The sequence below is a fragment of the Adhaeribacter aquaticus DSM 16391 genome, assembly GCF_000473365.1.
In the GTDB taxonomy this organism is placed as follows: domain Bacteria; phylum Bacteroidota; class Bacteroidia; order Cytophagales; family Hymenobacteraceae; genus Adhaeribacter; species Adhaeribacter aquaticus.
Window position 1 is genome coordinate 94,349 of record NZ_AXBK01000003.1, and the last position, 11,497, is coordinate 105,845.

22 protein-coding genes are annotated in these 11,497 nt (G+C 40.1%); 17 read left to right on the forward strand and 5 right to left on the reverse strand.

Features of this window, described 5'->3' with window-relative positions; genetic code table 11:
* The first annotated feature begins 3 nt into the window (after positions 1-3).
* From ADHAQ_RS0101735 to ADHAQ_RS0101780, 9 genes are all read left to right on the forward strand, one after another.
* Positions 4-438, forward strand: a complete 435-nt coding sequence (locus ADHAQ_RS0101735; RefSeq protein ID WP_026461462.1) for a hypothetical protein — start codon at positions 4-6, stop codon at positions 436-438.
* Between the two features lie 35 nt (positions 439-473).
* Positions 474-1,088 (forward strand): hypothetical protein, encoded by a 615-nt coding sequence (locus tag ADHAQ_RS0101740; RefSeq protein ID WP_026461463.1) that lies wholly within the window; start codon positions 474-476, stop codon positions 1,086-1,088.
* 24 nt (positions 1,089-1,112) lie between these two features.
* Positions 1,113-2,159: a conjugative transposon protein TraJ gene (gene traJ / locus ADHAQ_RS0101745; RefSeq protein ID WP_026461464.1), complete on the forward strand. Its 1,047-nt coding sequence runs from the start codon at positions 1,113-1,115 to the stop codon at positions 2,157-2,159.
* Positions 2,160-2,174: 15 nt separating this feature from the next.
* A complete protein-coding gene (gene traK / locus ADHAQ_RS0101750) occupies positions 2,175-2,798 on the forward strand; it encodes a conjugative transposon protein TraK (protein WP_026461465.1) in 624 nt (207 codons plus the stop codon).
* A gap of 1 nt (position 2,799) precedes the next feature.
* Complete coding sequence (locus tag ADHAQ_RS0101755) at positions 2,800-3,096, forward strand: hypothetical protein (protein WP_026461466.1); 297 nt, start codon at positions 2,800-2,802, stop codon at positions 3,094-3,096.
* Between the two features lies 1 nt (position 3,097).
* Positions 3,098-4,387, forward strand: a complete 1,290-nt coding sequence (gene traM / locus ADHAQ_RS0101760; protein ID WP_026461467.1) for a conjugative transposon protein TraM — start codon at positions 3,098-3,100, stop codon at positions 4,385-4,387.
* 11 nt (positions 4,388-4,398) lie between these two features.
* Positions 4,399-5,334 carry a conjugative transposon protein TraN gene (gene traN / locus ADHAQ_RS24215; RefSeq protein ID WP_051359651.1) on the forward strand — a complete coding sequence of 312 codons (936 nt, stop codon included), beginning with the start codon at positions 4,399-4,401 and terminating at the stop codon, positions 5,332-5,334.
* Between the two features lie 212 nt (positions 5,335-5,546).
* Positions 5,547-5,768: a hypothetical protein gene (locus tag ADHAQ_RS0101775; RefSeq protein WP_026461469.1), complete on the forward strand. Its 222-nt coding sequence runs from the start codon at positions 5,547-5,549 to the stop codon at positions 5,766-5,768.
* 221 nt (positions 5,769-5,989) lie between these two features.
* Positions 5,990-6,223: a hypothetical protein gene (locus ADHAQ_RS0101780; protein ID WP_157433319.1), complete on the forward strand. Its 234-nt coding sequence runs from the start codon at positions 5,990-5,992 to the stop codon at positions 6,221-6,223.
* 234 nt (positions 6,224-6,457) lie between these two features.
* Here the strand turns inward: ADHAQ_RS0101780 and ADHAQ_RS28815 are convergent, their stop codons facing one another.
* Positions 6,458-6,586, reverse strand: coding sequence for a hypothetical protein (locus ADHAQ_RS28815; protein WP_281172310.1), 129 nt, complete (start codon positions 6,584-6,586; stop codon positions 6,458-6,460).
* Positions 6,587-6,661: 75 nt separating this feature from the next.
* Here ADHAQ_RS28815 and ADHAQ_RS28580 point away from each other — a divergent pair, with 75 nt between their 5' ends.
* Positions 6,662-7,096, forward strand: a complete 435-nt coding sequence (locus ADHAQ_RS28580) for a DUF6122 family protein (RefSeq protein ID WP_071781078.1) — start codon at positions 6,662-6,664, stop codon at positions 7,094-7,096.
* On the forward strand, positions 7,030-7,821 hold the full coding sequence (locus ADHAQ_RS0101790) for a hypothetical protein (protein WP_157433320.1): 792 nt from the start codon (positions 7,030-7,032) through the stop codon (positions 7,819-7,821). Before ADHAQ_RS28580 ends, ADHAQ_RS0101790 begins: the two co-directional genes overlap by 67 nt.
* A 30-nt stretch (positions 7,822-7,851) precedes the next feature.
* Here ADHAQ_RS0101790 and ADHAQ_RS0101795 read toward each other — a convergent pair whose 3' ends face one another.
* Complete coding sequence (locus tag ADHAQ_RS0101795) at positions 7,852-8,217, reverse strand: GIY-YIG nuclease family protein (RefSeq protein WP_026461472.1); 366 nt, start codon at positions 8,215-8,217, stop codon at positions 7,852-7,854.
* A gap of 359 nt (positions 8,218-8,576) precedes the next feature.
* On the opposite strand from ADHAQ_RS0101795, the gene ADHAQ_RS28460 reads away from it, so the two are divergent.
* The 5 genes from ADHAQ_RS28460 to ADHAQ_RS0101820 all read left to right on the forward strand — a co-directional run bounded on the left by ADHAQ_RS28460 (position 8,577) and on the right by ADHAQ_RS0101820 (position 10,160).
* The gene (locus ADHAQ_RS28460) at positions 8,577-8,780 is read left to right on the forward strand and encodes a DUF1016 N-terminal domain-containing protein (protein WP_342667252.1); all 204 of its coding nucleotides are present in this window, start codon (positions 8,577-8,579) and stop codon (positions 8,778-8,780) included.
* Between the two features lie 18 nt (positions 8,781-8,798).
* Positions 8,799-8,942 (forward strand): hypothetical protein, encoded by a 144-nt coding sequence (locus tag ADHAQ_RS28465; RefSeq protein WP_211240563.1) that lies wholly within the window; start codon positions 8,799-8,801, stop codon positions 8,940-8,942.
* A 221-nt stretch (positions 8,943-9,163) separates the two neighbouring features.
* Positions 9,164-9,424, forward strand: a complete 261-nt coding sequence (locus ADHAQ_RS28470) for a PDDEXK nuclease domain-containing protein (RefSeq protein WP_026461473.1) — start codon at positions 9,164-9,166, stop codon at positions 9,422-9,424.
* 167 nt (positions 9,425-9,591) lie between these two features.
* Complete coding sequence (locus tag ADHAQ_RS0101815; protein ID WP_157433321.1) at positions 9,592-9,870, forward strand: hypothetical protein; 279 nt, start codon at positions 9,592-9,594, stop codon at positions 9,868-9,870.
* A gap of 77 nt (positions 9,871-9,947) precedes the next feature.
* Positions 9,948-10,160, forward strand: a complete 213-nt coding sequence (locus ADHAQ_RS0101820) for a hypothetical protein (RefSeq protein ID WP_026461475.1) — start codon at positions 9,948-9,950, stop codon at positions 10,158-10,160.
* Between the two features lie 135 nt (positions 10,161-10,295).
* Here the strand turns inward: ADHAQ_RS0101820 and ADHAQ_RS0101825 are convergent, their stop codons facing one another.
* On the reverse strand, positions 10,296-10,502 hold the full coding sequence (locus tag ADHAQ_RS0101825; RefSeq protein ID WP_026461476.1) for a hypothetical protein: 207 nt from the start codon (positions 10,500-10,502) through the stop codon (positions 10,296-10,298).
* A 28-nt stretch (positions 10,503-10,530) separates the two neighbouring features.
* Between ADHAQ_RS0101825 and ADHAQ_RS0101830 the strand changes: the two genes are divergently transcribed.
* Entirely contained in the window at positions 10,531-10,962 is a 432-nt protein-coding gene (locus ADHAQ_RS0101830; protein WP_026461477.1) for a hypothetical protein, read from the forward strand.
* On the opposite strand, the gene ADHAQ_RS0101835 is transcribed toward ADHAQ_RS0101830, so the two are convergent.
* Both ADHAQ_RS0101835 and ADHAQ_RS28475 read right to left on the reverse strand, forming a co-directional pair.
* Positions 10,950-11,261, reverse strand: a complete 312-nt coding sequence (locus tag ADHAQ_RS0101835) for a hypothetical protein (protein ID WP_026461478.1) — start codon at positions 11,259-11,261, stop codon at positions 10,950-10,952. The genes ADHAQ_RS0101830 and ADHAQ_RS0101835 overlap by 13 nt on opposite strands.
* A 52-nt stretch (positions 11,262-11,313) precedes the next feature.
* A partial coding sequence (locus ADHAQ_RS28475; RefSeq protein WP_026461479.1) for a hypothetical protein occupies positions 11,314-11,497 on the reverse strand: 184 nt, incomplete at its 5' end.

The following is an 11,497-nucleotide window of genomic DNA, read 5'->3' on the forward strand; positions in this document are numbered from 1 at the left end:
ACTATGAAAAACTTAAAAGTTCAGGTAGCTACCAGCTACAAAACCCTGATTACCTTTTTTGGTTCGGTGGCAGCAACAGGCACCATTTCAATGTTAATCCTTTTTTGTTTAACGCTTTTTAGCTGTTCCGGAAAAGGAGAAAAGGTGGTTGAATCGAATAACCCGGTAGAGCCGGTGTCAGCCAGTAATTATGAAGATAATTTTATTGGCGAGTGGGAATCGGTTAATAGCAAAAATCGAAATCACATGATTATTACCCGGAATGGTAAAAACTTCATTATTCAGGAAGGGAAAACTTCGTCCCCTGGTATTTATGACGAGGAAAATAAAATCATCAAAATTAATGTCGGAGCTCCCTTGGATATCATGTTTCTGGAAGATGAAAACATGATTCTGGTTTCGGGTGCCGGGCAATACACAAAAGTTATTAAAGAGTGAGTAAGTGTTTAGGTTGGGTTTAAAATTTAATTATTATGAAAAAGTGTCTTTTAATTTTAGGATTAATAATAGGGGTTCAATTCTCTTCTTCAGCCCAATTTGTAGTGGCTGACCCTACGGCGTTTTCGCAACGGGCCATTCAGCAGATTACCAATATAACGGAACAGATTCAGCAAAAATACGAACTGGTCCGGCAGTTTCAGGAAACGAATAAGATTTACAACCAAGGCAAAGAATGGTATGATGGTTTGAAACGAGTGAATCAAACGGTTGCCGAATACGAAAAGATTTACGAAACCTTGCAGCTCACCGCCGAAATAGTGGATTTATACGCTACGAACATTCAACGCTTCCGGATTGATAAAAATTTCTCTCCCACTGAAGTATCCAGTATTACCGATGGGTACGGTAAGCTGTTGCGGGAAAGCTCCCGGTTGGTAGATGATCTAAACCTGGGGGCTAAATCCTCCAGCTTAAGTTTAACCGACAAAGAACGCCTGGACATGATAAATGCGACCTACGAGAAGGTAAGGGAGCATAAAGCCCTGGTACAATACTTTACCAATAAAAACATTTCGGTTTCGTATCTGCGTGCCAAAAAGAAGAACAACACCCAAGGCGTAATGCGCCTGTATGGTTTAACTAAATAATGTAAACTTTTTAAAGGTACAGGTATGAATGATGAATGGTTAAGTCTGCATCAGATTTTAAGACAGCTTTACGATGAAATGTTACCCTTATGCGATTCCCTGATCGGGGTAGCACGTGGGATAGCTGGCCTAGGCGCTATATTTTACATTGCTAACCGGGTTTGGCGGCACATGGCTAATAACGAACCAATAGATTTTTATCCGCTATTCCGGCCTTTCGTGCTTGGTTTCTGCATTATGTTTTTCCCCCTGGTGATTCAAATGCTGAACGGTATTATGGACCCGATTGCTAATGCCACGGCAGGTCTGGTGGATAATCAGAATTTAGAAGTTCGGCAATTTCAGGAACAATTAACGGCCTTGGAAGAAGCAAATATGAAACAACAGGGAAAAGGCTGGATGGTCGATGATGCCGAATTTGAAAAAAAACTAGAAGAACTGAACGCAATGGATCTAGCCGGGAAAGCCGGGATGTACACGGAACGGGCCATGTACCAAATGCGCACGAGTGTTCGTGAATGGTTTAAGGAGTTGCTGATTGTGCTGTATGAAGCAGCCAGTTTAGTGCTCGATACGATCCGAACCTTTTTTTTAATTGTAATGGCAATTATTGGCCCGATTAGTTTTGGTTTTGCAGTGTTTGATGGCTTCCAGGGATCTTTAACCAACTGGATTGCCCGGTACATCAACGTTTCGCTCTGGTTGCCGGTCGCTAATATTTTTGGGGCTATTGTTTCTAAAATCAATGTATTGATGCTGCAAAAAGATATAGCCGATTTAAAAAATGGGGGAGAGTTTGATGCGACTAATACCGCTTATATGGTTTTTCTGTTAATCGGCATCTTTGGCTATACCTGTGTGCCTACGGTAGCCGGGTGGATTGTGCAAAGCTGCGGAGCAGGGCGGTTTATGCAGAATATTACCCATACATCGGTGAGTACGGTTGGCGGTGCGGCTTCCATGGCCGGTGCCGGGGCCGGTGCTGCCGGGGGAGCTGTAGCCGGTGGCGTAAAGAACCTGGGGGTAGCGGCTAAGAATCTAGCCGGTTCAGGATTTGCTAAATTAAATTAAGGAAAGGGAAAAAATATGGAATTTAAAAGTTTAACCAATATCGAAACCAGCTTTAGACAAATGCGGGCTTTCCTAATCATTTTTGTAACGTTATCCTTCACCTTAGCTGTTTATGTAGCTTACACCTCTTTTGAATTTGCCAAAAAATCAAGAGAGAAAATTTATGTGCTCGATAACGGCAAATCCCTGATGCTGGCCTTATCCCAGGATATTAGCCAGAACAGGCCGGTAGAAGCCAGGGATCATGTGAAACGGTTTCATGAGTTGTTTTTCACCTTGGCACCCGATCAGAAAGCGATTGATTCCAATATCGGGCAGGCACTAAATTTGTGTGATGAAAGCGCCCAGGATGAATATGCTAACTTAAAAGAAGCCGGGTACTTTACGAACCTGATTGCCGGGAATGTAAGCCAGGAAATAAAGGTAGATAGTGTTGCTACGAATTTCAACGAATACCCTTATACGGCTAAGTGTTTCGCTACCCAAACGATTATCCGCTCTACCTCTGTTACAAAACGGTCTTTGGTATCAGTTTGCCGGCTGCGGGATGTTACCAGAAGCGATAACAATCCTCACGGCTTCCTGATGGAGAAATGGCGGGTTTTGGAAAACCGGGATTTACAGGTATTACCTCGTTAAAATGGAAAAGCCTTTAAACCCGGTGCAATGGGTAAAAGAAAAGCTTTTGCAATTGCAAAATAATATTGTTCGTTATTTAGAACGAAAGGAAAAAGGGTTAACCCTGGCCCAAAAGAAGGTCTACTTCTTCCTGTTTATTTTCTGCGGTGGGGGCTTTTTTCTTTTCTCCCTCGTGTCCGGCCTGGCAGGATATAGTCAAGCTGCCCTGCAGGTTACACCAATAAAGCGCGCCTTGGTGCAGCATCCGGTATTAAAACAAGATTCCCTAAAAAAACCAGATCCTCTTAAAGTTAAATAGCATGGAAAATCCGCAAGTACAACATTCCCAGGAATTTTTAAATAAGCGAAAAATGGCCATGGTGCTGCCAATAATTATAGTGCCTTTTTTATCCATTATGTTTTATTTGTTCGGTGGGGGAACGCCCGAAGCAACTGCCACTATGCAGGCTACCGGTTTGAATACCGAAGTACCTAAGCCTACTGAAAATAAGACCAACTCTATCGGGGATAAATTAAGTGTCTATAAACAAAAGGAAGATCAGGAAGCCGAAGAGGAACGGATGCGGTCACTCGATGATTATTCCGGTAGCAGTATAGCGGTTGCCGGTAATTCCGTATCGGGTGGTTTAGATACTACCAGTGCAACGGAACCAGGTTCCAGGGGGCTGGCCTATACACCTGCTCCCCGGAGAGCGCCCATGCAGCGGGACCGGCATGAATACGAACACTTAAACCGCAAGGTCAATACATTTTACCGGGAACCGGCTAATAATTCTTCGGTATCGGATGCCAAAATTGACCGTCTTATTGAACTCATGGAGCGGGAGCAGGGGGGGAGTACCGCCAGCATGGATGTAGATAAAGAACTTAAAAACCATCCTTATTTACAATACCTGCAACGCACTTTAACAAGCGGCCAGTTTGTCGGGGAAAAGCCGGTTAAACAAGTGCAGGATACTACCTCAAAAAAACCAGCTAAACGGCAAATTGTAGAAGTAGCCGGACATCAGGAAAAGACGGTCAATAAACTGCCGCAAATGCCGGCAGGGGAGAAGCGGGCAATAACAACCGAACGCAATTCCTTTTATTCCTTAGGTACCAACTCTGGCAACTTAACGGGCAATACTATTAGTGCTGTGATCCACGACGATCAAACCTTAGTGAATGGCTCTACTGTGAAAATGCGCTTATTAAGCGATATCAACTTACATGGTACGGTGGTCCCGAAAAACTCTTTTATCTATGGTGTGGCTTCGGTGAAAAACGAACGCCTGGAAATAGCAATCGAGAATATCCGCTATAACAAAGACATTGTGCCGGTCGATCTACAGGTTTATGATAACGATGGCATGCTTGGAGTTTATATTCCTGGTTCGGTGGATCGCACCGCCGGTAAACAAGCCCTGGCCGGTATGGCAAGCGGGGGTAATTACAATGTTTCAATGGCAACCGGGGTAAAGGAGCAATTAACCATGCAAGCAGCTCAAACAGGGATAGAAGGAGTAAAAACCCTGGCTTCTAAAAAAGCCAGGGAAGTGAAAGTTTTTGTTAAAGCAAATTACCGGGTGTATTTAAAAACGCAATCTTAATTCAAAAGAAAATGAAAAAGGTCTTACTTTCGCTTTGTATAGTTTTTGTTTTTGGCTGCGCTGCTCTGGCGCAAAACCGCCAACCTTTTAAAGATACGCAACTTTTAAAATCCTTTACCTTTGGGGTATCCTATGCTAAAACGGTTAGCCTGATTTTCCCGAGTGGGGTTCATTCGGTTGATCTGGGTTCAGATGCAGTGATTGCCGATAAATTCAACGGGGTAGAAAATGTGCTACGGGTAAAAGCTAATTTCAAAGGGTTTCCCGAAACGAACCTTTCGGTTATTACTAAAGATGGCAAGTATTATTCCTTTTATGTGAATTACCAGGAAGAACCAACCTCCTTAACTTATAAGATCGAGGGGGAAGATTTGACCGGCTCTACTAAACCAAATATTCAGGCTTCCACCAAAGGAGCTGCCATTGCCAAACCCTATTACACGGCCAGCCTGAATAACGCCCCGGTTAGTTTTGAAATTACCCAAATGAACGAAGCGGAGTTAAATTATTACTCCCAGGAAATAACTGAAAGAGGGGATAATATTGGCGGAATCGGTATGAATAAGAATAAAATAAAGTTTGATATGGATGGACTTTATATAAAGGACAATGTTATTTTTTACAGCATCAACGCTAAAAATAAAAGTAACATTAACTATGACATTGATTTTATTAAATTTTATATTAAAGATAAAAAACAGCGTAAACGTACCGCTATCCAGGAAACCGAAGTAACGCCTATCTTTGTTTACCCGGAGGGTGCAAACACAATTTTCGGTAAGTCTGAATTAAACCGTGTTTACTGCTTGGAGAAGTTTACCATTCCTGATAAAAAGAAGCTGGTTATTGAGATGTTTGAAAAGAACGGTGGTCGGGTTATGAAGATGGATTTAGATAATAAAGATATTGTTAAAGCTTCCAGTATTAGTTTTGTCAACTCAAAATAATTGTTAACAGTTGAACCTACGGGTTGCTATTACAAGTTTGTGTTTTGTTTGTTCCTGCCAGCATTTTTGATCCAGATGGAGCGTCCGTATTGCCGGACCAAGGGTTAAAGTGCTGGCTTTTTTTGAGGCACATAGGTTCGGCTGGCCCATGATCCGGGTAGGTAAGGCGTATTTTTGAAAGGTATTATTAATTGCCGGAAAATGCATAGCCTTTGGATTGGCCATTTTCACGGCGGATCCAAAGGCGGGTAGAAAGTAATAGCTTTCCGGCACGGTTTGCTTTAGGCGACGCCGAAGCAAATGGTGTGGGCTTGCGATTATTTCTGATTCATATCAGGCTAAACCGGAAAATGGCCGGCGCTTTTTCGCCGGTGGTTTACCGGTTGGGTGATTGGAGGGTCAATTTATCGGTTGATTTTGGGAAAGATGCGTAGCGGATTGACCAGGAGTAACGGTTAAATTGCCTTTTTGCGGGAAGGATAGGAAAGCCCGGAGCGTAAGCGAGGACTTGGACCGGATAGCCTGCTTCTATTGAATCCGCCCTACTTTTTAACTCAACCTATTATTTAAGTATTTTTTCACATGTTAACTGATTTGATTGACTGTTTGATGATATACTCAAACTGTAAAAACTGTTTTTTACATTCAACTGCATATGAGCTACTCAACCCCGAAAATGACAGAAATAGACTATAATGAGCAGGAAACGGCCCTTTTTGGCCGCCTAGTCAATGATTTCAACCTGCGAAAAGACCAAGCAACTACGGCTCTGCGCACGCTAAGCCCTACAGAAATCACCAAACGTCTTTACCAGATTAAGCTTCAAGTGACCGATGGTAAAGTATCGAATTTAGGGGCCTACACAGCGGAACGCCAGGGCATTAAGTAGACTATGAGGTGGTCAGGTAGAAATAGACACGGAGAAAGCAGCTTTCCCCTGTCATGGAAGCAACAAAACCAGCCGGCAAACGGCAGCGAACTAAATATGATGCGGCCTTTCGGACCAAGGCAGTCCGCCTTACGCATCATCCTATCCATCGTTGCTGGCCTGGTCTTGGTCGGTTGCCGGTCATCCATTATAGTTCCTCAGTTTTCAGCCGCCGGGTACCGCCCCCCGCTGTCATCACAGCGCTTCGATACAGCGACGGCCATCGCCACCCACGATTATTCCACCACCCTGCCAAGGCGGGTAAATGGGGAAGTGCGGCCCCAGGTTATAAGCACGCGTAACCACGCACCTAGGGAGAAACAAGAGCCAGCAGGCAAACTAGGCAGCAGGTATGCAAAAGCTACGAGCGAAGATACTGCGAGCAGTTCAACCCAACCGATGGCACTGCGCGAGTCACGTCAGTACTCATCGCCCAAGCTATTAAGTGCCCAAACGCTGGCGCATTATGGCCTACATTTTGTTTTCCCAGTTGTGTTGGCGCTAGTGTTTTTTCCCTTGATGTGGCAAACCGCTTACCTGACTATGTTGGCCACGATGCTCATTGACTTGGACCACCTGCTGGCCAAACCCATCTTTGACCCACTACGTTGCAGCGTGGGTTATCACCCGCTGCACTCCTTTTACGCCATACCGGTATATGCGCTGCTGCTCCTGCTGCCAGCGACGCAAATTATCGCCGTGGGCCTGCTTTTCCACCTGTTCACGGATACAGTGGACTGCTTGTGGAGCTTCAGCCACTGCCGCGAGTGCTACCTCAACTCCCGTATTTACGCATTGCGCAACTGGGTGCGGAAGCTATCTTTTTATCTATGAGTGAAGGCAAAGCTATAATGGGGATGGGCGTAACGCCCTGTTACAACAAAGAACCCGCTCAGTTTATGCCGTTTCTGGCGCAGGCCTGTCAGGCTAACCTGGATTTGGTTTATGCTGAAAACTATACCGGCTTCGAGCTACTACTCCCAGCCGCCGGATTCATAGATTATGGATATGCGCAAACGTATCGGCTTAGTATTAATTATTATGATGATAATGAGCAGCAACCGGATGCTACCTATATAGATGTGGTTTATGAATTATTCCTTCCTATCTACTTGCCCGATGATAAAGAAATTTCTATATCGTTTTATCCAACGCAAATCTATACTCTGAATTTTTTAACATTTCATCACCATTGGCGCTGGTTTATGGAAGATTTAAAAGGAGAGAATGATGCTTATTTTAAATCCCATCAGGTTATTATCGACCGCTGCCAACAGGTACAGGATATGTACCGGCCTTTGATGAAATGGCTAGCTTCTGATTTCTTGCTCATTTTTTCAAATTACGACTATGAATTTGAAACAGAGGTATTATACAAACCTCAACGCCACAAAACCTACACCTTTCCGGAATTGCCCGAACTGGCTAAACGGTTAGATTCTTTAAAAATATTTTCTTTAAGTGATTTATTGAAAGGCCCTGGTCATCCGGAATTCCCTTTGGAATTTTTGACCACTACTGAGGAAGAAGTGGTTTTAACAGACAGGATGAATGTTTAGTAGTTATTCTGGTTCTTCTTAATTAAAAGTTTATCCTATTAAATCTAGTTGCCACCACTTATTATATTGTATGTTCAACCGCGGCTGCCAGGCTTTAATGCACCTTTTCTCATATTGCAAGGCTTCTTCTTTCAAATCGAAGGCCTTTAGGAAAATGTTTGTTTGCTGATTTATTTTATGAGTATGTTTTACCATCCGCCAGTAGACGGAGCGGGTGCAACCGATATAGACCGGTTTAAAATCCGGGGTTTCCGGTTTTCCTTCAAAGATAAAATAAACGTAATAACAATCACCTGACAAATTGCGGGCTTTCTTTAATAAATCAAGGCGGGTATATCTTTTCATCTCCATCTTAAAAGCATACCAGTCTTGAAGCCGCAAATTGGAAAGAGTCATTTTTTAAAACGTTTTATAATCCAATAATATTTAATGTTATTTTCTTATAAGAATAGACAATATTACGAATTTAAAACATTAAAAATCAATATTTTATATATTTTTTTGTTCACAATATATTGTTAATAATTTCCCGAAATAGCTGTTTTTAACACTATTTTAATCAAAGAGTTTAACAATTTAAATCAAAATCAAGGTATCTAAAAAATCAGTATTGAGTATTGCCAAATTGGTACCTTTGAGAATATTTATACAAAGTATTTAAGTTAATGCTACCTGAAAGATTTTCTGAAATGATCACTCTTATTAAATAGTCTCGTCTCTTTGCCTTTCAGACGGTTAATACCGAGTTAATTAACCTGTATTGGACAGTAGGGAAATATATAAACCTGCGCCTGGCTAACGCCAGCTGGGGAGAGAAAACTATTGACGAATTGGCTCACTATATTCAAAACCACCATCCGGAGCTTAGGCGCGGTTTGTACCGGATGAAACAATTTTACGAAACCTATGCCTCCAGCAAAATTGTGTCATCACTGATGGCACAATCAGAAACACCTTGACCAGAGGAAAATACAATTATGTCATCGCTGATGACACAATTAGAAAATAATGGAATTCATCATACGCTGCTTACGCAGGTTACCTGGACCCATCACCTAGTTTTACTGGCCCGAACCAAAACAGAAGAAGAACGCGAATACTATTTACGGCTTTGCATTTAGGAAAAATACAGTGTACGGGAATTGGGAAGGCAGACTACCAACTGCCTATTTGAAAGGGCTATGTTAGGCAATCAACATCCGCCGCCGGCCATCAAAGAGTTAAACCAGGATATTGGCAATATTTTTAAAGACAGCTATGTATTTGAATTTTTAAATCTTCCGTAACCCCATAATGAAAGTGCATTACAGAAAGCCTTAATAAACCACATGAAATTTTTATCATGGAATTAGGCCGGGATTTTCTTTTTGTAGGAGAAGAATACCGCCTACAGGTAGGAAACAGCGATTTCCATATCGATTTGTTATTTTACCACCGGGGTTTACAGTGCCTGGTAGCATTTGAATTGAAAGCCGATAAATTTAAGCCGGAGCATTTAGGACAGCTTAATTTTTATTTGGAGGCCCTGGGCCGGGATGTAAAAAAAGAAAGAGAGAATCCTAGTATTGGCATTCTTTTTTGTAAAGAAAAAATTTGCACCTAAACCGCGTTTATTAAATGAATATTCGATCTGGTTTTTTATTAGTCTGAAATATAATCTTGCGTGTATTTTACTCCGCATTGTAAAATTATGTTTTAAATCTGCTTTGCATCTCTGGCATAATTTACACTTTCTGCTTTATAAGATGGGGATACCGCAAGAAATGCAACTTGTTTGATCTCACACTGGTTGAATACATAATGGATGAATACTTTAATATACCAGTGACTTACCAAGGTGAAGAATTATCTTTTACCTCCAAACTATTAATGACAGGATATATCCATAAATTTCAGGTAAAAATTGGCGAAGAAATTATATTCTTTGAACCAGATGAGGACGGAAATTATAGGGCAATTATAGATCAGGAACAAATAAATAATGATACCGCATATGACGAAGGGTTGTTGAAAGCTATTGCAAATGTTATTGAATCTATGAAGGAGTAATAATTTTTAGTCACTTCAATTTTAACATTTTTTATAACTCCTCGTTATTTAAATCTTAATTTAAATTGAGCTGAAACATGCCCTTATTTAAGAAAGCTATTAATTTCAAACCAGATCATTTAGACAATATGACCTATAATGATTGTGATGAATTATTGTTGTGCTTTCGCTATTTGCTCTCAAGGGAAGGCCACCCAATTGAAAAACAAACTATTGAAATGAATATCAAGTTGCTGGAAGCGAAAATGGATGATATAAAACTAAATAATTTTGGCAGGGTGAAACATTAAAAATTCCCAATAGCTTTTTACTTGAAATACCTGATATAATTCAGAAAGTTTATCTAATGGGGCTTCATTCTTAAAGCCTTGGTAATCCTTATTAAATTCAGTATAATATCTTTTAACCTCTTTACTTACACCTGCTTAATCTTCCAGAAAATAAAGGATCTTTTCTAATCTTTCCATTAAGGTTAAGTCTCTTTGGGATTCAATCAGCGTTTTAAGTTCTTTTTTTATTGGTATTAATTTCTTTAAATCCAATGAATATACTTCGAACGTATTTAAAAGCAGGTAAATGATAAAGTTAAAATTGCCATAAACAATATTCTCTTTAGTTATATTTGCAGTCATATATAGCGCTATACGTAGGTATATAAATATGTTATTATTCCAAAATTCCCTGATTGTATTAGACTACGAACCGAGCACAGATATATTATCTGTTAAGTGGCCTAATGTTGAAAGATATTTACTGCCGGAGGTTAAGATGGCCTTAAAGACAGTAGTAGAATATATTACTAGCTATGATGTAAAGAAGCTTTTAATAGATGCCAGCACAACTCAATCTTCTCCCGGTCTGATTGATAGCCCGGAATACAAAGAAATTATTACCAACTTCGTTATAAGTTTACCTAAAACCAGATTGCAAAAATCGGCCAGAATTATTGCCTTAGATGCCGAACGGGAAATAAAAACCCAAAAATTAACTTCTGAAATTAAATCAGAAACTAAATACCAAATTGAAAGTCGGGATTTCAGAAACAAAGAAGATGCTATTACTTGGTTAAAATCTTCACCTTATTCCCAATAAACAACTTTAGAGGTATCTACATTTTGATTAGACTTTAGCGAAATTAAATCTCCACACAATTCCAGGTGCATTTTTCTAATTATATAGGAATTAACTCCTTTCAATTGCAGAAAATCGCTTACCATTTCTAACTTTTCGATATAAGGCAAATTATTAGTGTGGTTTAAAATAATGTTTAATTCATATTTAAGAACTCCTAACTCATTAAAACTTATTTCATAAGCTTTTATAGTGTTGAGTAGCCGGTTTATTATTAAATTATACTTTTCCTGAATTGAATCATTAAAAAGATTATTCATATATGTAAAAGGGATGTTAAGGGAACTCTTTATTTTTGATTCAAATATATAATTAAAAATTTTCGATATAAGGCAAATTATTAGTGTGGTTTAAAATAATGTTTAATTCATATTTAAGAACTCCTAACTCATTAAAACTTATTTCATAAGCTTTTATAGTGTTGAGTAGCCGGTTTATTATTAAATTATACTTTTCCTGAATTGAATCATTAAAAAGATTATTCATATATGTAAAA